Origin of the sequence: Mesorhizobium sp. M0571 (genome assembly GCF_040320985.1) — a bacterium.
Taxonomy (GTDB): Bacteria; Pseudomonadota; Alphaproteobacteria; order Rhizobiales; family Rhizobiaceae; genus Mesorhizobium.
On record NZ_JAMYQT010000001.1, the window covers coordinates 397,664 to 416,361 of the forward strand.

The window sequence follows — 18,698 nt, forward strand, 5'->3', positions numbered from 1 at the left end:
GTTACCTGACGCCGCCGTTATTTGTTTCTATCGGAAGGCCTTACGCCGCCGGCTGCGCCTCAATGGTGCGCAGCGCCTGCATCTGGCGCTTGGCCGCGGCCTTGACCGCGTCCTGCACCTTCTCGAAGGCGCGCACCTCGATCTGGCGCACGCGCTCGCGGCTGATATCGAATTCGGCCGACAGCTCTTCCAGCGTCAACGGCTCATCGGCGAGGCGGCGCGCCTCGAAGATGCGGCGTTCGCGGTCGTTGAGCACGGCAAGAGCGCCGGACAGCATGCCGCGCCGGTTTTCCAGCTCGTCCTGCTCGATCAGCATCTCTTCCTGGCTTTCGTGGTCGTCGACCAGCCAGTCCTGCCATTCGCCGGACTCGCCTTCACTGGCCCGGATGGGCGCATTGAGCGAGGCGTCGCCCGACAGGCGGCGGTTCATCGACACGACTTCCGCTTCCGAGACGTTCAGCCGGGTGGCGATCTCGGTGATCTGGTCGGGCTTCAAATCGCCTTCGTCGAGCGCCTGGATCTTGCCCTTCACCTTGCGCAGGTTGAAGAACAGCCGCTTCTGGTTGGCGGTGGTGCCCATCTTGACCAGGCTCCACGAGCGCAGGATGTATTCCTGGATCGAGGCCTTGATCCACCACATGGCATAGGTGGCCAGACGGAAGCCGCGCTCCGGTTCGAATTTCTTGACGGCCTGCATCAGGCCGACATTGCCTTCCGAGATCACCTCGCCGATCGGCAGGCCGTAGCCGCGATAGCCCATGGCGATCTTGGCGACGAGCCGAAGGTGGCTGGTGACGAGCTTGTGCGCAGCCGTGGTGTCCTCATGCTCGGCGTAGCGCTTGGCGAGCATGTACTCTTCCTGCGGCTGAAGCATCGGAAAGCGGCGGATTTCTTCCAGGTAGCGGCTGAGACCGCCTTCGCCGGAAACGATACTGGGTAATGACTGGGCCATGACAGCGCCCCCTCTCTACTGGAGTGATGCCCCCGAAACGCGGCGGGCATGTGGCACGAATGCCAAAGGCACATTCGCGCCAACCGACATATATAGGAACAAAACCAGAAAGACAGGCATTTGTTCAACACGAAACAGTGTGTCACGCTGAAGTGAACAACGCCGGTCAGGTTTTCAGGTGGTTGGTTCAGAGCTTGCGGAAGCCGTCGACGAGTTCCTCCATGTCCCACGGTATCGGTGCTTCGAACCTCATCGTTAGATGGGTATCGGGATGGCGAAATGCAAGGAGGCGGGCGTGCAAAGCTTGTCGCGGAAACGCCTTTACCTTGCTCCTTAGCGGCTCGGGCAACCGATTGGCCTTGGTGCGGAAAGCCTGGCCGTATTCGGGGTCGCCGATCACCGGATGGCCGACATGGGCCATGTGGACGCGTATCTGGTGGGTGCGACCGGTCTCCAGCCGGCATTCGACCAGGCTCGCCGTGGCGAATTCCTGCTGCTGCTCGCCAAAGCGCTCGACGACGGTGAAATGCGTTATGGCATGGCGCGCATCGTCGCGGCCTTGCGGCACTACGGCACGGCGTACCCGGTCGGCGGCGCGGCCGAGCGGCGCGTCGACCGTCCCGGTCGGCCTTGCCGGTATGCCCCAGACCAACGCCAGATAGGCGCGCTCGAGATTGCCGGTCAGGCCGTGGTCGGCAAAGGCCTCCGACAACGCCTTGTGGGCGCGGTCGGTCTTGGCGACGACCATGACGCCGCTGGTCTCCTTGTCGAGGCGGTGGACGATGCCCGGCCGTCTCACGCCGCCGATGCCGGACAGGCTGTCGCCGCAATGATGGATCAGCGCGTTGACCAGCGTACCGGTCCAGTTGCCGGCCCCGGGATGTACGACCAGCCCGGCCGGCTTGTTGATGACGATCAGCGCGTTGTCCTCGTAGAGGACGTCCAGCGCAATATCTTCGCCTTGCGGCGCCGCCGGTTCAGGCTCCGGCATGTCGACCGACACGCTGTCACCTTGTGCCATCTTGCGCTTCGTCTCTTCGACCTGCCTGCCGCCGATCCTGACCGCGCCCTGCTTTATCAGCATCTGCACCCGGCTGCGCGACATGTCGGGGCCGAGCTTGGCCGCCAGCCATTGGTCGAGCCGCTGGCCGGCGGCATCGGCGCCCGCCTCCAGCACGATCGGTCCGGCCCCTATTAATTGTCTGACCTCTTCGCTATGAGCGCTCATCGAAAACAGTTCCGGAATCTGCTGCCATGGCCCGGCCGCTTGCCGACGAAGACGAGGAAAAGCCGCTCGACCCCGAGGTCGAAAAGGTGCGGAGGAAGCTCGTCCGCTTCGTCGCCATCAATCTCGGCCTGCTGTTCCTCGCCCTTATGGTGGTGATCGCGGCGCTTGTCTACAAAGCGCGCAACGCGCCGCCTGTCGCCCCGCCGCTGACGAGCGACGTCCAGGTCCCGGCCGGCGAGCCGGTCAGCGGCGACATCGTGCTGCCGGTCGGCGCCAAGGTGATCAGTCAGTCGCTTTCCGGCAATCGCCTCTCGATCGATGCCGAGCTTGCCGACGGCAGCCGTGCCATTTTCGTTTATGATATTACCGAACGCCGCATCGTCGGCCGTTTTTCGATCAGGAACAGATGACCGGTTTTGCCGAAAACCGCAGCATTGCCACGGTCGCGCTCGTCGTCGCAAACTATGACGAGGCGATCTCGTGGTATGTCGACCGGCTGGGTTTTGTCATCGCCGAAGATGTCGACCTCGGCGGCGGCAAACGCTGGGTCACGATCACGCCGGGCAACGGGCAGGGTGCGCGGTTGCTTCTGGCAGAAGCATCCGGCGATGCGCAAGGGGGCGTCGTCGGCAACCAGACCGGCGGCCGGGTCTTTTTGTTCCTCGAAACCGACAATTTTGCCCGCGACCATGCGCTGATGCTCGAAAAGGACGTCGAATTCCGCGAGGCGCCACGCCATGAAGCCTATGGCACTGTAGCGGTCTTCGCCGATCTCTATGGAAATCTCTGGGACCTGATCGAGCCAAAACGCTAGGCTTGCAGCAGATATTTCGCCGGTGCGATCGGCAGCCCGAAGGCTAGTTGCTTTTTCCCGGCCGTCAGCCTATATCGCCGGTTCTTGAACGCGCCCATCGTCTAGCGGTCAGGACACCGCCCTCTCACGGCGGGAACAGGGGTTCGATTCCCCTTGGGCGTACCAAGATCTCACAATATTCATATGCGCCGGCATCGGCTTGGCCATGCCGGGCGACGCTTCTGGCGCAGCGCCCGCAATTGAATTAGCATCACGTCATGAACTATGAGCCGGGAGGCTCAAACCGGCGCACAGAACGCCGGGCAGGGAACGGCTCGAGAGGCCGGATAGGCGATCACCCGTATCCGCAATGCGGATTGCCGATCGTGTGGAGCGCTGCCGCAACTTGATCGGCACGGATCGATGTCGCCCGTGTCATATGACGAGATCGCAGGGAGGAGAGGGCCAATGCAGAAACTGCAGTCGCAGGGCGTTCATCACATCACGCTGGTCGGCGCCGGGCGCCAGACCTCGATCGATTTCTGGGAGGGCGTGCTTGGCATGCCTTTCACCTTCGAGCAGCCCAACCTCGACAAGGCCAGCGAAAGCCATCTCTATTTCGATCCGGGCGACGGCCGGCTGATCACGGTCTTCACCGACGAGAGCCGGACGCCGGTCAAGCGGCGCACGCCGACCGATACGGGCTGCGTCCATCACATTGCTTTCGCGGTGTCGCGCGTCACCTTTCTGCAGGCGGTCGCCCGGCTCGACGAGCGTGAAATCAAGCACAGCGGCGTCAAGGATCGCGGCTTTATGGACTCGATCTACTTCGAGGATCCGCTCGGCCTGCTGATCGAACTCGCCTCCTACCGTTTCGAGCCGCCGGCGGGCTTCACCCATGCCGACGTTCTGATGCAGGCGCACAAGGTCCGCGTCGCGCGCGGCGATTACAACATCGCCGAAGTGCACCTTGCCGATGCGATCCAGGCGCTCGTCGAGCGCTCCCGCGCGACCTTGTCGGAGGATCGCGCACCGAAAAATCCGTACTGACGGCACGCCAAACAAAGGGAGGATATAATGGCAAAGACAGCAACGAAGAGCGCGAAGAAGCCCGTGGCCAAGACAGCCACGCCCCGAGCGAAACCTGCGGCCAAAGCCGCCGCCAAGTCAGCGGCGAAAGTGGCAAAGCCGGCGGCCAAGGTCTCCGCCAAGAAGCTGGCGCCGAAGGCCAAGGCGAAACCGGCGAAAAAGCCCGCGCTCACGCTCAGCATGCTGAAGCCGAGCGTCAACAATATGAGCGTTCGGGTGTTTGCACGCGCCGCCGGGCTCGACCATTCCGAGACCGACGTATGGGGCCAAACGCGCTCGCCCGAATATATGGGGCGGAACCCGGCCCATCTGACGCCGATGATCGAGGACAAGGGTCTGCCGAGAGGTGTCCTGTGGGAAAGCTGCGCCATCATGCAGTACCTCGCCAACAAGCACGGGCTGGAGAACTTATATCCTAAGGCGCCCGCCAAGCGGGCAATGATCGACAGCGCCATGTTCTACCTGATCGGCACGCTCTACCCCTATGTGGCGCGCGCCACCTATCCTGCACTGAATTTTCCGCAATATGCCGGCGAGGTTGGCCACAGCGATGCCCACCCCGACAGGAAATCGGAAGCCCAGAAAGCCGCGGCGGCCGCAATTGCCGAGCCGCTGGAGGTCTTCCACAGCTTCTTCAGGAACGGCAAGCCGTTCATCGGCGGCAAGAACCCGTCGATCGCCGACATCCGCCTGGCGGCGACGCTCGAATTCCTGGCCGTCATCGACTACGCGCTGCCCCAATGGGCAAAAGACTATATGGCGGCGATCGAGAAGAAGCTCGGCAAGGCCTATGCGGAGCCGGCCGGCGACGTGCGCGGCTATATCGCCTATGTGAGGTCGCAGGCCAACGCCTGAGGCACATGCCAATAGCGGTCGTCCGCACGTCTGCAGGAGCCGGTAATGAACTTTTTTTAATCTCCCCTGTTTGCACGATGTGGGGAGCTTAAGGTTTCGTTAACCTAAACCCCTTCTACTGAATCCACCTCCAGCCCGCGACCACGGATGTACTGGCGCGGATGGGAAGCAAAGGTCGGCTGCGCGCCGGCCTTTTGCTTGTTCCAGCCCCTGCCGAAGTTGCGCCTGACGGCGCTTCACGACGCCTGCATGGCTGATGAACCGCGTCGCCATCTTGTCATCGCCGATGTTGGCCCTACCATCGAAGTTAGTCCCGTCCTCGAGGGCGGTTCAAGGACAGAGGCCCTGCCATGAAAAGCATTGCTGGAATGATTGTGATTGCAGGCGCCATGCTGGTGGACGCAACCAGTCAATCGAACGCAGCGACGCTCAACACCATGCCCGAGGTCGGGGCTGCCATCCAGGCGTGCTGGACACCGCCGGCGAATGCCGGGAATTCCACCGTCACCCTGAGCTTCAGCTTCAGGCGCAATGGTACATTGATCGGCCGGCCCAAGCCGACCGCCATCCGCGTTGCCGGCGACGAGAAGGCGCGGCAAGCTTTTGTCGACGCGGCGACCGCAGCCGTGGAACATTGCCTGCCGTTGAGCTTTTCACCAGCGCTGGCTCAAGGCATCCCGGGCAAGGTGTTCACTCTGCAATTCAACTCGCCCAAACAAAAACAGCCTGCACCGCGAGTGCAGACTTCGCCTTGAAGAGCGGGCCAGATGCGTTCGAGGGATCTCAGAGCCGCGATAGATTCGGGATGGAGCTCTAGAATAGCTGTTTGTTTGAGCATGATCTTTTCCGAAAACCGGATTCCACTTTTCGCTGACGCGGACCTTCGGTTCGGGATCATGCTCTAGTGGCGGCTTCGTCTGGCCTCGACATGTCGTGCTAGTTCCGGCATTTCGAAGACATAGTCGCTCCAGGCCGATTCCGGAATCTGGCCGGCGAGATAGCACTCCAGCAAAAGCCTTTGCTCGTGGTCAAGTGGCCTCGGTGCGCGCTCACGGTCCAGCCCAAGTGAATGGAACAGATTTTTGGTCAGCTCCGAGACAGTGAAGTGGATCGACATTTGCGGTCTCCTCCTTTGACCGCTCAACGTCGAACTTGGGACTAAGGTTTCAGCAGGGGGCGGCCGGTAACGCCGGATTGATCGTGGTGCGGAATCCGCCGGGCGCTTCAAACTTCGCCGTGGCGGCAGTCGCGGCGTTGTTGCCGGTTCGTCTCAATCTTGAAATAAAAATGTAATATTGAATTTACGCGAGTAGATATAATACACTAGAACCAAAGTCTCTGGCGGCGATGTGGCCCTCTTCAATTAGATAAAACTGATTTAGCTAGTTCTTATTCATAGTCGACAAAGAAATCCTGTTCTCGGCGCAACAAGCACAATGGTCGCTCCAATGACACGCCTCTGGCCTCTCACGATTCTGATGCTGGTGGCGGCAATAGCCGTTGCGCTCGGCACGTCCTCCTCCTACGCGGATAGCTGCGGCGCCATCAAGAGCCAATTGCTTTCGGCGGGGCGCAGCGGCGGGACCAGCCCCGAGCTTGCCCAACTGCGCCGTCAACTCGCCGCGATTCAAAGGCTGGAGAGACAGCGTCGATGCACGGCGAAAACGGCCGGGTTCTTCTTCAATCCCTGCGCCGACCTGGTCAGCAGCAAGGCGGAGGTGCAACGGCAGATCGCCAGACTGTCGAATTCGGGAAGGGACACGTCCGGCCTGAAGGCCAGGTTCGTCGCGCTGGGCTGCGCCGCACCCGCTGCCAAGAAGCAGCAGCAAGCGCCGCAAGACCAACGGCAGGCACAGCCGCGCACAGCACCCAAACCCCAGTCCGCAGGCGCAACAATGGGTGGCAATCGGATGCTGTTTTGCGTTCGCTTGTCGGACGGATATTTCTTCCCCGCGCCAAAATCGCAGTTCGCCAAGAACGACGATCTGAAGGAAACGGTCGATCAGTGCCGCTACATCTGCGACGATGCCGGCATCGAACTCTATACGCTGAGCGATGCCACCCGCGAAACTGAAGAGATGATCGCGCTCGAGACCCAAAGGCCCTATGTGGAGCTTGCGACAGCCTTCAGCTACCGCGACGACGCGAACTTCAAGGCCTGCGACGTCAAGCGCTATTACCAGCGCGTCGCCGAACTCAGGGCACGAACCGTGACACCGGCCAACATGACCAACGCCCTCATTCCGTTGCCGACGGCAAAGCCGGATTTTGGCATCGTCGCGGAAATTCCTGAATCCGGGATCGAAACTGCCGGTGCCGCTCTCGCAGAGGCAAAAACGCCGGTTGCCGAGGTGCAAGGGGCTGCCCAGCATCAGTCGGTCGAAAGAGCGATTAGCGCGCGGCCGGTGAGAGTGGTCGGGCCGGCCTTTTTCCCGGCGGACTGACCAAGGCGGGCGATGTTCCGAGACGGCGAACGGGTGGCCGGATAGCCGCTTCAAGGCGTAAAGCCCCACGCATCGACGGACGGCCGGTTGGTTATTCGCAGACCATACGGGCCCGTTTGCCGGGTTCGCTGACATTCCTGCAGGTGAGCGGCTTTGCCGGCTCCGACGACAGCATGGGCGGGTTGTTGGCGACCCCCCTCCGTGGCGCTGCAACGGAAGCTGCGCTCCTGCGCACCGCCGGCCTTTTCGGCGATTGCGGCGCCACGGGAAAGACGTCGGTCTCCAACTGCGACTGATCGGCTTGCGCCTGCGAAGAAGGCCGGTCCCAGAAACGGCGAACGTCGAGCGGCTTGGGAATGATCACGGTACCATCATAGCTGCGCGCGCAGCCGCTTCCCAAAAGCAGCACCAGGCACAGGAAGACAGGCGGAATCCGTCGAGACATCAGCAACACCCCTGCAAGCTTATAACGCCGCTTCGGCCTAACCGACAACCGGCGGAATAGTGCAGAGGGAGTAGGTACGGTGAAGTAGAAATCGTCGCACTTCCAGTCGAAGGCTCTGCTCGAAAGATCGAGCACCGGGTCGGGCGCGGATGGCGAGATCCAGCGCGAGGCGAGTTAAACCTTGCGATTCGTCAACGCTTCCAGCGTAAGGCCATGGTGCGATCGCACCATACCAATGCCGCGCTCAGTCGCGACAATAGGATATTCGAAGTTCCGCTCCTCCAGTTACGGGCGGGAGCAGCGACCGCCGGCAAGAAACAGGGTCAGATTTACCCCAACGGACCTGTTTCGGCGATGGCGCGGCCATGACACCTTCTGGCTGCATGCAACGCGCTCTCGCCCGGTTTTTCTTTTCGAGGCCGATTGCTGCGATCTCCGAGGGGATAATGTTGGCCGGAATTCACGCAAGCTGCTGATTCCAGCGGCAAACCGCGGCCATTCCGACAAAGCCCGCGGCCGCTCCTTCTTACCCCGGCTGGACAACGTTACCGGAGCGACATGAAACTGTCATGCGACTGTAATAATCGGGGGCTATTGGCCTCAGCGGGCGCCGGAGGAATGGCGCCGAGAGACCATATTCCGAACAGGAGCAGGCCACATGAGACATTTCATCCGCTCGGCGGCCGTTGCGATTGCAATGGCTGCGGCGACGACCACCCTCACCCTGTCCGCCGCGCTCGCCGCGGACATCTCCGGCGCCGGCGCCACCTTCCCCTACCCGATCTATGCGAAGTGGGCCGACACCTACAAGAAAGACACCGGCATTGGCCTTAACTACCAGTCGATCGGTTCCGGCGGCGGCATCAAGCAGATCAAAGCCAAGACGGTTACCTTCGGCGCTTCGGATGCGCCGCTCAGCGGCGACGAGCTTGAATCGTCCGGACTGGCCCAGTTTCCGATGGTGATGGGCGGCATCGTTCCCGTCGTCAATCTGGAAGGCGTCAAGCCGGGCGAGCTGGTTTTCGACGGAGCGACGCTGGCCGACATCTTCCTCGGCAAGATCACGCAGTGGGACGACGAGGCGATCAAGAAGCTCAATCCCGACGTCAAGCTGCCTTCGCAGGCGATCGCGGTCGTTCACCGTTCCGACGGTTCGGGCACCACGTTCAACTTCACATACTATCTTGGCGACGTCAGTGCGGACTGGAAGGACAAGGTCGGCGTCGACAAGGCAGTGGAATGGCCCGTCGGTATCGGCGCCAAGGGCAATGAGGGCGTTGCCAACAACGTCTCCCAGACCGGCGGCGCGATCGGTTATGTCGAATACGCCTACGCCAAGCAGAACAAGCTCACCTACACCGATCTGATCAACAAGGACGGCAAGAAGGTTGAGCCGACCGCAGTGGCGTTCTCGGCGGCCGCAGCCAACGCCGACTGGAGCTCGAAGCCAGGCTATGGCGTGATCCTCGCCAACCAGTCGGGCGCCGAGTCCTGGCCGATGACGGCGGCGACGTGGATCCTCCTGTACAAAAAGCCGGACGATGCCGCGACCACCGGCGAAGCGCTCAAATTCTTCGCCTGGGCATATGACAAGGGCGATGAGATGGCCGGCGAGCTGGACTACGTTCCGATGCCTGACAAGGTGGTCGAGAGCGTCAAGGCCATGTGGGCCAAGGAAGTCGTCGGCAGCGACGGCAAGCCGCTCTACTCGGCTATGTAATCTCCTCCAGGGAGGGCGTCGACGGCGCCCTCCCTGTTGCCTTCAATCGCGAGGACCCAATGACCATCGCTTCCGATGCCATGCCATCATCTGCAGCAGCCCGGGCCAGGGAAGCTACGGTGCGGCGCTTCGCGCTCACAGATGCCATATTCCGCGGACTCACCCGCGCTTCTGCAATTCTTGTGCTGGTCATCCTCGGCGGTGTCGCGATGTCGCTGTTTGCCGGCTCGTGGCAGGCGCTGTCGGCCTTCGGCTTCTCTTTCCTGACGACCGAAAGCTGGAATCCGGTCACGGAAAAATTTGGCGCGCTGGCGCCGATCTACGGCACCATCGTCACGGCGGCCATCGCCATCCTGATCGCGGTGCCGATCGGCATCGGCATTGCGGTCTTTCTCACCGAACTCTGCCCGCGTCCGCTGAGGCGCCCCATCGGCATAGCGGTCGAGCTCTTGGCCGGCATTCCCTCGATCATCTATGGCATCTGGGGCCTGTTCGTGTTCGCGCCGTTCCTGCAGACGACGATACAGCCCTTCGTCATCAACCTCTTCCATGGTGTGCCGGGACTATCCAGCCTTTTCGCCGGCCCTCCCTACGGCATCGGCCTTCTGACCTCCGCGCTGATCCTTGCCATCATGGTGCTGCCCTTCATCACCTCGATCACCAAGGACGTCTTCGATACGGTGCCGGCGGTGTTGAAGGAATCGGCCTATGGCATCGGCTGCACGACATGGGAAGTGACCCGGCGCGTGGTCATTCCCTATACCCGCATCGGCATCATGGGCGGCGTCATGCTTGGCCTCGGCCGCGCGCTCGGCGAAACCATGGCGGTGACCTTCGTTATCGGCAACGCCCACCGCATCAGCGCCTCCCTGTTCGCTCCGGGCACGACCATCTCGGCGACCATCGCCAACGAATTCACCGAGGCCGACGGCGACCTCTACACCTCTTCGCTGGTTTCGCTCGGCCTGATCCTGTTTGTCATCACCTTCCTGATCCTTGCCGCCGCCCGCTATATGCTGATGCGGATCGACGCCCGTACGGGAGCCTGACCGATGTCGACATCCTCATCGCTCCACAGCCGCCGCAAAGCCAGGAATTCGGTGATGATGACGCTTTGCGTCGTCGCCGCCGGCATCGGGCTTGCCTGGCTGGCGCTCATTCTCGGCGCGTTGGTCTATAAGGGCACAGCCGGGCTTTCGCTCGCGGTCTTCACCGAGATGACGCCACCACCGGGCGAAGCTGGCGGCCTGCTCAACGCCATCGCCGGCAGCCTGGTCATGACGGTCATCGCCGTTATCGTTGGCACGCCAATCGGCGTTCTGGCCGGCACCTACATGGCCGAGTATGGACGCTTTTCGCGCATCACCACCGTCGTCCGCTTCATCAACGACATCCTGTTGTCGGCGCCGTCGATCATCATCGGCTTGTTCGTCTATGAATTGATGGTGCGGCCAATGGGGCATTTCTCGGCGATTGCCGGCGCCGTTGCGCTTGCCATCCTGGTCATTCCGGTGGTCGTGCGCACTACTGAAGACATGCTCAACCTGGTGCCGAACGCGTTGCGTGAAGCCGGCGCCGCGATCGGCGCGCCGCGCTGGGTGGTGATCCGTTCGGTCGCCTACCGCGCCGCATTGTCCGGCATCGTCACCGGCATATTGCTGTCGATAGCACGCATTTCCGGCGAGACGGCGCCGCTGCTCTTCACCGCGCTCAACAACCAGTTCTGGAGCAGCAATATCAACGCGCCGATGGCCAGCCTGCCGGTGACCATCTTCCAGTTCGCTCTCAGCCCTTACGAGGAATGGCAGCAGCTGGCGTGGACCGGCGCACTCATAATCACCCTGACGGTTCTGGGCTTGAGCATCCTCGCCCGCAGCCTTACCGGACGCAGAGAGGACAGATGACACAGATGTTGTCCCCGGACATGACGATGACCGAAACGGTCGCCGAGAAGACGAAGATCGAGGTCAAGAACCTCAACTTCTACTACGGCCAGAGCAAGGCGCTGAAGGACATCAGCCTGTCGCTGCCCGAGCGCAGTGTCACGGCCTTCATCGGGCCTTCGGGCTGCGGGAAGTCGACGCTGCTGCGCGTCTTCAACCGCATCTACGAGCTCTACCCGAAACAGACAGCCGAGGGCCAGGTCCTGCTCGACGGCAAGAACATTCTCGACCGGTCGCAGGATCTCAACCTGCTCAGGACCAAGATCGGCATGGTGTTCCAGAAGCCGACGCCGTTCCCCATGTCGATCTACGAGAACATCGCCTTCGGCGTCAGGCTCTACGAGAATCTCGGCAAGTCCGAGATGGACGGCCGCGTCGAACAGGCGTTGAAGCGTGCCGCGCTTTGGGGCGAGGTCAGGGACAAGCTCAACGCCAGCGGCTTGAGCCTCTCCGGCGGCCAGCAGCAGCGGCTCTGCATTGCCCGCACCGTGGCAGTGAAGCCGGAAGTCATTCTGCTCGACGAACCGGCCTCGGCCCTCGACCCGCTGTCGACCGCCAAGATCGAGGAACTGATCGACGAATTGCAAGCCGACTACACGATCGTCATCGTCACTCACAACATGCAGCAGGCGGCGCGCGTGTCGCGCCAGACTGCCTTCATGTATCTGGGTGAGCTGGTCGAGTTCGACCGGACCGAGAAGATCTTCACGTCGCCCCGCGAGAAGCGCACGCAGGACTACATCACCGGCCGCTTCGGCTGAGCGGTGCCGATCACGCAGACGAGGACAATATCATGGCCGAACATACAGTCGCGTCTTTCGACGAGGATCTCGAGCAGATCAGCAAGCTGATCCGCGACATGGCCGACCTCGCCGGTTCGATGGTCGGCGGGGCGACCAAGGCCCTGTTGAATTCCGACAATGCGCTGGCGCAGCGCGTTGTTTCGGACGACGCCATCATGGATGCGCGTCAACGCGAACTGGACGACCGCGCCATCACCCTGATCGCCAAGCGCCAGCCGATGGCCCACGATCTGCGCCATGTCGTCGGGGCGATCCGCATGGCCGGCGACCTCGAACGCATCGGCGACCTTGCCAAGAATATCGCCAAGCGTGTGAGTGCGGTCGGCCTCAGCGTCACGCCGCGCGACCTATCGCATTCCATCGATGCGATGGCGCAGCTGGTGCTCATCCAGGTGCAGGGCGTCATCGAGGAGTATGCTGCCGGCGATGCGGCCGCGCTGGCCAAGCTACGCGCCGCCGACGAGCGCATCGACGTCAAATACACGTCCGTGTTCCGCGAGCTGTTGACGTACATGATGGAAGACCCGCGCAACATCACCGCTTGCACGCATCTGCTGTTCTGCGCCAAGAATCTGGAGCGGATCGGCGACCATGTCACCAACATCGCCGAAAATGCGTATTATGTGCTGACCGGCGAGCAATTGCCTGTCAATCGTCCGAAGCAGGACGAAACGACAATGTCCGCACCGGTGACATGATGGGGGTGCCCAGCCGATGATCGCACCACGCATAATGGTGGTGGAGGACGAGGAGCCGTTGGGTGTGCTGCTCCGCTACAATCTCGAATCCGAAGGCTACCAGGTCGAGGTGGTGACACGCGGCGACGAAGCCGAGATCCGTTTGCAGGAGAATGTGCCCGATCTTCTGGTGCTCGACTGGATGATACCAGCGGTTTCCGGCATCGAGCTCTGCCGACGGTTGCGGGTGCGCCCCGAAACCGAGCGGCTGCCGATCATCATGCTGACCGCGCGCGGCGAGGAGAGCGACCGGGTGCGCGGTCTTTCGACCGGCGCCGACGACTATCTGGTCAAACCGTTTTCGACACCGGAATTCATGGCCAGGGTCAAGGCGCTGCTGCGCCGCGCCAAGCCGGAAGTGCTGTCCAGCGTGCTGAAGGTCGGCGACATCGTGCTCGATCGCGAATCGCACAGGGTCTATCGCAAGAAGAGCGAAATCCGGCTCGGGCCGACCGAATTCCGGCTGCTCGAATTCATGATGCGGCATCCCGGCCGCGTCTTCTCGCGCAGCCAGTTGCTCGATAATGTCTGGGGCGAGACGATCTACATCGACGAACGCACCGTCGACGTGCATGTCGGGCGGCTGCGCAAAGCCGTCAATAACGGCCGCATGCCGGATGTCATCCGCACCATCCGCGGTGCCGGCTATGCGATCAGGGAAGATTGACCTGCCTGGTCAGGCTACGTTCTTTCTGATGCCGGGCCTCATTTGCGCGCCCGGCGCGAAAATCTCCTGGTCGACGAAGCTTAACGCCCGCATCGCGCAGCCTTCGCGGATCAGCGGCAATTCGTTCGGCTCGGTGTCGAAGGAGATCGAGCTCGAATGCTGGCCACCGGCGGTCTGGGCGATGGCCTTGCGCAAGGCCGGCTCGATCAGATCGAAGGCGGCGGCACTGACGCCGACCATCGCGACCGGTGCTGGATCGATCAGCGCGAACAACGAGCCGAGACCGAAACCCAGCGCTTCGCCGGCCCTGCGGTAGGCCTCGCGTTCCGGCCCATCCTTCTCGCGGGCCCGGGCCGCCAACGCGCGCATGTCGGCGTCGCTGACGTCGGCGACCGGTTTGCTGTCTTCGCTCATCCCCGTAGCGTTGCGCCAGATGGCGTAATTGCCTGCATAGGCCTCGATGCAGCCGCGCCGCCCGCAACGGCAGAGCGCGCCGCCTGGACGATGGATCATGTGGCCAAACTCGCCGCCCGAGGAATGCGTGCCGGTGAACAGCTCGCCCTTCAGCACCAGCCCCATGCCGATGCCGTGCGAAAGCAGGATGGCGATGAAGTCGTCGCGATAGCGATCCGGATCGCGCCAGCGCAAAGCCACCGCCATCATATTGCAATCGTTCTCCACCGTGGCCGGGATGCCGAATTCGTCTTCCAGCATGTCGGCAAAGGCGATGTCCGTCTGCGGCGTGATCGGCGACCACAGCATGGCGCGTGCAGGGGAGTCGGTAATTCCCTGAATCGCCAGGGCGATGCGGGCGACACTGCGGACGTCAAGGTCTGGATCTTCCAGCCGGCGCCGGACGATGGCCATGCATTCGCGGATCAGCTCGTCGCGCGGCATGGTCAGCGTGTCCAGCCGGCGCTGTTCCTCGACGACCACCTGTCCCGCATAGTCGATGATGGCGGCCGACAGGAAATTCAGCGACAACACCACGGTCAGCACCGCCGCCGCTTCCGGGTTGAGGGCGAGGCCGACCTGCGGACGACCGCGTTTCAACGAAACGGGCTCGTTTGCCTTGCTCTCGGCGAGGATGCCTTCCCGTATCAGGTCGGAGGAGATCGCCGATATGGTCGAATGGCTGAGGCCGGTGGTTGCAGCGATCTCCGTACGCGACGGCTGGCTGGCCCGGCGCACCGCCGAGATCACCATCGCCCGGTTGCGCCGGCGCAAATCGTCATGGCGGATTCCGACCGACATCGTTTTGCTTTCCTCCCGGTTGCCGCGGCCGCTCATGAACCGGAAGCCGTCGGTAATGTCCGACAAATAGTGTCAGATACAGGCAAATAGTGTCAGATGCCGGCGGCGCTGTCATCGTTTATTCCGACACTCGAAAAAACTCGGAGAGTCATCAAAATCCATCAGAATCGATGTTGACAGCAGCCGGAGATCGGGTCAGTATTTTTTCGAGGCTCGAAAAAATTAACGCCTCTAGCTGGTCTTTGGGCCAATTGGTCACGCCGTACGCGGCGCAGGGAGGATATGATGAAGAAATTCACGACCGCCATTCTGGCGGGTGTCGCCATGACGCTGACGCTCGCGTCGGTGGCGCAGGCTAAGGACAAGGTCATCGGCGTTTCGTGGTCGAATTTCCAGGAGGAGCGCTGGAAGACCGACGAAGCCGCAATGAAGGCCGCCATCGAGGCCGCCGGCGACAAGTATATTTCCGCCGATGCACAGTCCAACCCGGGCAAGCAGCTCACCGACGTCGAGAGCCTGATCTCGCAGGGTGCCAACGCACTGATCATCCTGGCGCAGGACGCCTCGGCGATCGGGCCGGCTGTGCAGAAGGCGCTGGACGAAGGTATTCCGGTCGTCGGCTACGACCGGCTGATCGAGAACAAAGACGTCTTTTACCTGACCTTCGACAACAAGGAGGTCGGCCGCATGCAGGCCCGCGAAGTGTTCAAGGTGAAGCCGGAAGGCAACTACGTCTTCATCAAGGGCTCGGGCGCCGATCCGAATGCCGATTTCCTGTTTGCCGGTTCGATGGAAGTGCTGAAGGACGCCATCGACAGCGGCAAGATCAAGAATGTCGGCGAGGCCTATACCGACGGCTGGCTGCCGGCCAACGCCCAGAAGAACATGGAACAGTTCCTGACCGCGAACGACAACAAGGTCGATGCCGTAGTCGCCGCCAATGACGGCACCGCCGGCGGCGTCGTCGCCGCGCTGACGGCGCAAGGGCTGGCCGGATCCGTTCCGGTCTCGGGCCAGGACGGCGACCACGCCGCGCTGAACCGCATCGCGCTCGGCACACAGACCGTGTCGGTGTGGAAGGACGCGCGCGAGCTCGGCAAGAACGCCGCCGAGATCGCCTCGCAACTGGCCGACGGCAAGCAGATGACCGACGTTGCGGGCGTTAAGGATTTCACCACGCCCGGCGGCAACACCGTCAAGTCGCTGTTCCTGACCCCGGTCGCCATCACCAAGGACAACCTCAACGTCGTCATCGACGCCGGCTGGATCAAGAAAGAAGAAGTCTGCGCCGGCGTGGCGGCGGGCACTGTTCCGGTCTGCAACTGATCCGACGTTTCCGAGAAGTCCGAACGCCGCGGCTGCTCGCCGCGGCGTTTTTTCAAGAAGAATTGTTTTTCCGCTTCCGGCGGATAACTTCTAGGCTGCTTCCGGCATCCGCGGCAGACGGCAACCCGGCGGGAGAAACATCATGACCGACACGACTTCCAACACGCCGGTCGACAGCTCGACCGCAGACCGGGCGCGTGAATCCGAGCTCGGCGTCGTTGCCCGATTTCTCAAGGCAACCGAACTCGACACGCGCATGCTCGGCATGGTCGGCGCGCTGCTGGTCATCTGGGTCGGGATCCACATATTGTCAGGCGGGCTCTTCCTGACGCCGCGCAATCTCTGGAACCTTTCCGTGCAGACCTCCTCGGTGGCGATCATGGCGACAGGCATGGTGCTGGTCATCGTGATGCGCAACATCGATCTTTCCGTCGGTTCGGTGGAAGGCGTGATCGGCATGGTGATGGGCGTGGCGCAGGCCGAATTCCTCGTCCGCGTCATGGGGTTTCAGCTTGGCAGCCCCTGGCTGTGGGTCATTGCACTGGCCGCCGGCCTGGTGCTCGGCCTGGCTATCGGAGCGTTTCAGGGTTTCATCATCGCCTATCTCGAGGTTCCTGCCTTCATCGTGACGCTCGGCGGATTGCTGATCTGGCGCGGCATGGCATGGCTGATTACCAGCGGGCGCACCGTTGCGCCGCTGGACAGGACCTTCCAGCTGATGGGCGGCGGACCACGCGGCTCGATCGGCGCCACCTGGAGCTGGATCGTCGGTGTCGTCGCCTGCGCGGCCGTTGCCTTCGTGCTCTTCAACGGCCGCTCGCAGCGCAAGCGGTTCAAGTTCCCGCTGCGCCCTGTCTGGGCGGAAACCTTGCTCGGCGTGATAGCCTGCGCCGCCATCCTTGGCGCCGTCTGGATCGCCAATTCCTATCCTTGGCCGGTCGGCATCGTACGCCAATATGCCCAGCAGAACGGCATCACCATTCCCGAGGGCGGGTTGTTCATCGCCCACGGCATCGCCATACCGGTGCTGATGGCCGTGGCCGCGGGCATTGTCATGACCTTCATCACCAGGCGCACCCGTTTCGGCCGCTATGTCTTCGCCATCGGCGGCAATCCGGAGGCTGCCAATCTCGCCGGCATCAACACACGCTGGGTGACCATGAAGGTGTTCATGATCATGGGCGTGCTGGCCGCGATCAGTGCGGCGATCGCATCGGCCCGCCTCAACGCGTCGACCAATGCGCTGGGGACCCTGGACGAGCTCCTGGTCATCGCGGCGGCCGTGATCGGCGGCACGTCGCTCGCCGGCGGCTCCGGCACGGTGCTCGGCGCCATGCTCGGCGCGCTTCTGATGCAGTCGCTGCAATCCGGCATGGTGCTGCTCGGCATCGATTCGCCGCTGCAGAGCATCGTTGTCGGCGCCGTGCTGGTGGTCGCGGTGTGGCTCGATACCGTCTATCGCAAACGGGTCTGAGCATGATCCCGAACCGAAGATCCGCGTCAGCGAAAAGTGGAAACCGGTTTTTGCTGCCGCTGACCTTCGGTTCGGACAAGATCATGCTCAAGCAAGATCTATAGGGAGGAGGAACGAGCATGGCAGACAAGACCGCTCCCACGGGCACGCCGCTGATCGAGATGCGCAACATTTCCATCGCCTTCGGCGGCATTCGCGCCGTCGACGATGCCTCGGTCGATCTTTTCCCGGGCGAGGTGATGGCTTTGCTCGGCCATAACGGTGCCGGCAAATCGACGTTGATAAAAATCTTGTCTGGCGCCTACAAGCGCGATGCGGGCCAGATTTTCGTCAACGGCGAGGAGGCTTCGATCTCCAACCCGCGCGACGCCAAAAAGTACGGCATCGAGACGATCTACCAGACGCTGGCGCTGGCCGACAATGTCGACGCGGCCGCCAACCTGTTTCTCGGCCGCGAGCTGATGACCGGCTGGGGTACGCTCGACGACGTCGCCATGGAGGCCGAGGCGCGCAAGGTGATGGGCAGGCTCAATCCGCGTTTCCAACGCTTCAAGGAGCCGGTAATAAGGCTTTCGGGCGGCCAGCGGCAGTCGGTTGCGATCGCCCGCGCCATCCTGTTCAACGCCCGCATCCTGATCATGGACGAGCCGACGGCGGCACTGGGGCCGCAAGAAACTGCGCAGGTCGGCGAACTGGTCAAGCAGCTCAAGGCCGACGGCATCGGCATCTTCCTGATCAGCCACGACATTCACGACGTGTTCGAGCTTGCCGACCGCGTCTGCGTCATGAAGAACGGTCGGGTTGTCGGCACGGCGCGCACAACCGACGTCACCCAGGACGAGGTGCTCGGCATGATCATTCTCGGCAAATGCCCGCCCGGCGCCATACCGGGCCCGGGGGCCCTGAAGATCGCCGCTTGAACAAGAATTAGCCGGCTAATCAAATGCGGCGTAATGTGCCAGTCGTCA

20 protein-coding genes and 1 tRNA gene are annotated in these 18,698 nt (G+C 62.3%); 16 read left to right on the forward strand and 5 right to left on the reverse strand.

All coding sequences use genetic code 11. The features are described from left to right. Positions 1-40: 40 nt before the first annotated feature. Positions 41-952 (reverse strand): RNA polymerase sigma factor RpoH, encoded by a 912-nt coding sequence (rpoH, locus tag NKI85_RS01940; RefSeq protein WP_023720954.1) that lies wholly within the window; start codon positions 950-952, stop codon positions 41-43. A 187-nt stretch (positions 953-1,139) separates the two neighbouring features. Next, positions 1,140-2,180, reverse strand: coding sequence for an RluA family pseudouridine synthase (locus NKI85_RS01945; protein WP_352775520.1), 1,041 nt, complete (start codon positions 2,178-2,180; stop codon positions 1,140-1,142). 26 nt (positions 2,181-2,206) lie between these two features. On the opposite strand from NKI85_RS01945, the gene NKI85_RS01950 reads away from it, so the two are divergent. From NKI85_RS01950 to tolA, 6 genes are all read left to right on the forward strand, one after another. Beyond that, positions 2,207-2,590, forward strand: a complete 384-nt coding sequence (locus tag NKI85_RS01950; protein ID WP_352522779.1) for a fimbrial protein — start codon at positions 2,207-2,209, stop codon at positions 2,588-2,590. Then, positions 2,587-2,994 (forward strand): VOC family protein, encoded by a 408-nt coding sequence (locus NKI85_RS01955; protein WP_352522778.1) that lies wholly within the window; start codon positions 2,587-2,589, stop codon positions 2,992-2,994. The genes NKI85_RS01950 and NKI85_RS01955 overlap by 4 nt, the downstream gene beginning before the upstream one ends. A gap of 90 nt (positions 2,995-3,084) precedes the next feature. After that, a tRNA-Glu gene (locus tag NKI85_RS01960) sits at positions 3,085-3,159 on the forward strand. 282 nt (positions 3,160-3,441) lie between these two features. After that, entirely contained in the window at positions 3,442-4,023 is a 582-nt protein-coding gene (locus tag NKI85_RS01965; RefSeq protein WP_352529170.1) for a VOC family protein, read from the forward strand. A gap of 27 nt (positions 4,024-4,050) precedes the next feature. Then, entirely contained in the window at positions 4,051-4,917 is an 867-nt protein-coding gene (locus tag NKI85_RS01970) for a glutathione S-transferase family protein (protein WP_352529168.1), read from the forward strand. Between the two features lie 350 nt (positions 4,918-5,267). After that, positions 5,268-5,672, forward strand: a complete 405-nt coding sequence (gene tolA, locus NKI85_RS01975) for a cell envelope integrity protein TolA (protein ID WP_352529166.1) — start codon at positions 5,268-5,270, stop codon at positions 5,670-5,672. Between the two features lie 146 nt (positions 5,673-5,818). On the opposite strand, the gene NKI85_RS01980 is transcribed toward tolA, so the two are convergent. Further along, positions 5,819-6,034, reverse strand: a complete 216-nt coding sequence (locus tag NKI85_RS01980) for a hypothetical protein (RefSeq protein ID WP_352529164.1) — start codon at positions 6,032-6,034, stop codon at positions 5,819-5,821. Positions 6,035-6,365: 331 nt separating this feature from the next. Here NKI85_RS01980 and NKI85_RS01985 point away from each other — a divergent pair, with 331 nt between their 5' ends. After that, positions 6,366-7,361: a DUF2865 domain-containing protein gene (locus NKI85_RS01985; protein ID WP_352529162.1), complete on the forward strand. Its 996-nt coding sequence runs from the start codon at positions 6,366-6,368 to the stop codon at positions 7,359-7,361. Between the two features lie 91 nt (positions 7,362-7,452). Here the strand turns inward: NKI85_RS01985 and NKI85_RS01990 are convergent, their stop codons facing one another. Beyond that, the gene (locus NKI85_RS01990) at positions 7,453-7,806 is read right to left on the reverse strand and encodes a hypothetical protein (RefSeq protein WP_352529160.1); all 354 of its coding nucleotides are present in this window, start codon (positions 7,804-7,806) and stop codon (positions 7,453-7,455) included. A gap of 658 nt (positions 7,807-8,464) precedes the next feature. On the opposite strand from NKI85_RS01990, the gene pstS reads away from it, so the two are divergent. From pstS to phoB, 6 genes are read left to right on the forward strand one after another with little or no spacing between them, the layout of a single operon-like run. After that, positions 8,465-9,526: a phosphate ABC transporter substrate-binding protein PstS gene (pstS, locus tag NKI85_RS01995; RefSeq protein ID WP_352529158.1), complete on the forward strand. Its 1,062-nt coding sequence runs from the start codon at positions 8,465-8,467 to the stop codon at positions 9,524-9,526. A 59-nt stretch (positions 9,527-9,585) separates the two neighbouring features. After that, the gene (pstC, locus tag NKI85_RS02000; protein WP_352529156.1) at positions 9,586-10,575 is read left to right on the forward strand and encodes a phosphate ABC transporter permease subunit PstC; all 990 of its coding nucleotides are present in this window, start codon (positions 9,586-9,588) and stop codon (positions 10,573-10,575) included. A 3-nt stretch (positions 10,576-10,578) separates the two neighbouring features. Further along, positions 10,579-11,430: a phosphate ABC transporter permease PstA gene (gene pstA / locus NKI85_RS02005; RefSeq protein WP_352529154.1), complete on the forward strand. Its 852-nt coding sequence runs from the start codon at positions 10,579-10,581 to the stop codon at positions 11,428-11,430. Continuing rightward, positions 11,427-12,230: a phosphate ABC transporter ATP-binding protein PstB gene (pstB, locus tag NKI85_RS02010; protein ID WP_352529152.1), complete on the forward strand. Its 804-nt coding sequence runs from the start codon at positions 11,427-11,429 to the stop codon at positions 12,228-12,230. Before pstA ends, pstB begins: the two co-directional genes overlap by 4 nt. 32 nt (positions 12,231-12,262) lie before the next feature. Further along, positions 12,263-12,970, forward strand: a complete 708-nt coding sequence (phoU, locus tag NKI85_RS02015) for a phosphate signaling complex protein PhoU (protein WP_352529150.1) — start codon at positions 12,263-12,265, stop codon at positions 12,968-12,970. 16 nt (positions 12,971-12,986) lie between these two features. Continuing rightward, positions 12,987-13,676, forward strand: a complete 690-nt coding sequence (gene phoB, locus NKI85_RS02020; RefSeq protein ID WP_031212149.1) for a phosphate regulon transcriptional regulator PhoB — start codon at positions 12,987-12,989, stop codon at positions 13,674-13,676. 9 nt (positions 13,677-13,685) lie between these two features. On the opposite strand, the gene NKI85_RS02025 is transcribed toward phoB, so the two are convergent. Then, positions 13,686-14,930, reverse strand: a complete 1,245-nt coding sequence (locus NKI85_RS02025) for an ROK family protein (protein ID WP_352529148.1) — start codon at positions 14,928-14,930, stop codon at positions 13,686-13,688. Between the two features lie 285 nt (positions 14,931-15,215). Here NKI85_RS02025 and xylF point away from each other — a divergent pair, with 285 nt between their 5' ends. The 3 genes from xylF (at position 15,216) to NKI85_RS02040 (ending at position 18,650) form a co-directional block, all read left to right on the forward strand. Next, the gene (xylF, locus tag NKI85_RS02030) at positions 15,216-16,256 is read left to right on the forward strand and encodes a D-xylose ABC transporter substrate-binding protein (RefSeq protein ID WP_352529176.1); all 1,041 of its coding nucleotides are present in this window, start codon (positions 15,216-15,218) and stop codon (positions 16,254-16,256) included. A gap of 142 nt (positions 16,257-16,398) precedes the next feature. Further along, complete coding sequence (locus NKI85_RS02035; RefSeq protein WP_352529146.1) at positions 16,399-17,730, forward strand: sugar ABC transporter permease; 1,332 nt, start codon at positions 16,399-16,401, stop codon at positions 17,728-17,730. A 119-nt stretch (positions 17,731-17,849) separates the two neighbouring features. Beyond that, positions 17,850-18,650: an ATP-binding cassette domain-containing protein gene (locus NKI85_RS02040; protein ID WP_352529144.1), complete on the forward strand. Its 801-nt coding sequence runs from the start codon at positions 17,850-17,852 to the stop codon at positions 18,648-18,650. Positions 18,651-18,698 lie beyond the last annotated feature (48 nt).

Excerpts from the sequence above, each read along its gene's own strand:
- pstC (WP_352529156.1), top strand. The coding sequence starts at position 9,586 with ATGACCATCGCTTCCGATGCCATGCCATCATCTGCAGCAGCCCGGGCC.
- pstB (WP_352529152.1), top strand. The coding sequence starts at position 11,427 with ATGACACAGATGTTGTCCCCGGACATGACGATGACCGAAACGGTCGCC.
- phoB (WP_031212149.1), top strand. The coding sequence starts at position 12,987 with ATGATCGCACCACGCATAATGGTGGTGGAGGACGAGGAGCCGTTGGGT.
- NKI85_RS01985 (WP_352529162.1), top strand. The coding sequence starts at position 6,366 with ATGACACGCCTCTGGCCTCTCACGATTCTGATGCTGGTGGCGGCAATA.
- NKI85_RS02025 (WP_352529148.1), bottom strand. The coding sequence starts at position 14,930 with ATGTCGGTCGGAATCCGCCATGACGATTTGCGCCGGCGCAACCGGGCG.
- NKI85_RS01970 (WP_352529168.1), top strand. The coding sequence starts at position 4,051 with ATGGCAAAGACAGCAACGAAGAGCGCGAAGAAGCCCGTGGCCAAGACA.
- NKI85_RS02035 (WP_352529146.1), top strand. The coding sequence starts at position 16,399 with ATGACCGACACGACTTCCAACACGCCGGTCGACAGCTCGACCGCAGAC.
- phoU (WP_352529150.1), top strand. The coding sequence starts at position 12,263 with ATGGCCGAACATACAGTCGCGTCTTTCGACGAGGATCTCGAGCAGATC.
- pstA (WP_352529154.1), top strand. The coding sequence starts at position 10,579 with ATGTCGACATCCTCATCGCTCCACAGCCGCCGCAAAGCCAGGAATTCG.
- NKI85_RS02040 (WP_352529144.1), top strand. The coding sequence starts at position 17,850 with ATGGCAGACAAGACCGCTCCCACGGGCACGCCGCTGATCGAGATGCGC.
- NKI85_RS01950 (WP_352522779.1), top strand. The coding sequence starts at position 2,207 with ATGGCCCGGCCGCTTGCCGACGAAGACGAGGAAAAGCCGCTCGACCCC.
- NKI85_RS01990 (WP_352529160.1), bottom strand. The coding sequence starts at position 7,806 with ATGTCTCGACGGATTCCGCCTGTCTTCCTGTGCCTGGTGCTGCTTTTG.
- pstS (WP_352529158.1), top strand. The coding sequence starts at position 8,465 with ATGAGACATTTCATCCGCTCGGCGGCCGTTGCGATTGCAATGGCTGCG.
- tolA (WP_352529166.1), top strand. The coding sequence starts at position 5,268 with ATGAAAAGCATTGCTGGAATGATTGTGATTGCAGGCGCCATGCTGGTG.
- rpoH (WP_023720954.1), bottom strand. The coding sequence starts at position 952 with ATGGCCCAGTCATTACCCAGTATCGTTTCCGGCGAAGGCGGTCTCAGC.
- NKI85_RS01965 (WP_352529170.1), top strand. The coding sequence starts at position 3,442 with ATGCAGAAACTGCAGTCGCAGGGCGTTCATCACATCACGCTGGTCGGC.
- NKI85_RS01980 (WP_352529164.1), bottom strand. The coding sequence starts at position 6,034 with ATGTCGATCCACTTCACTGTCTCGGAGCTGACCAAAAATCTGTTCCAT.
- xylF (WP_352529176.1), top strand. The coding sequence starts at position 15,216 with ATGAAGAAATTCACGACCGCCATTCTGGCGGGTGTCGCCATGACGCTG.
- NKI85_RS01945 (WP_352775520.1), bottom strand. The coding sequence starts at position 2,180 with ATGAGCGCTCATAGCGAAGAGGTCAGACAATTAATAGGGGCCGGACCG.
- NKI85_RS01955 (WP_352522778.1), top strand. The coding sequence starts at position 2,587 with ATGACCGGTTTTGCCGAAAACCGCAGCATTGCCACGGTCGCGCTCGTC.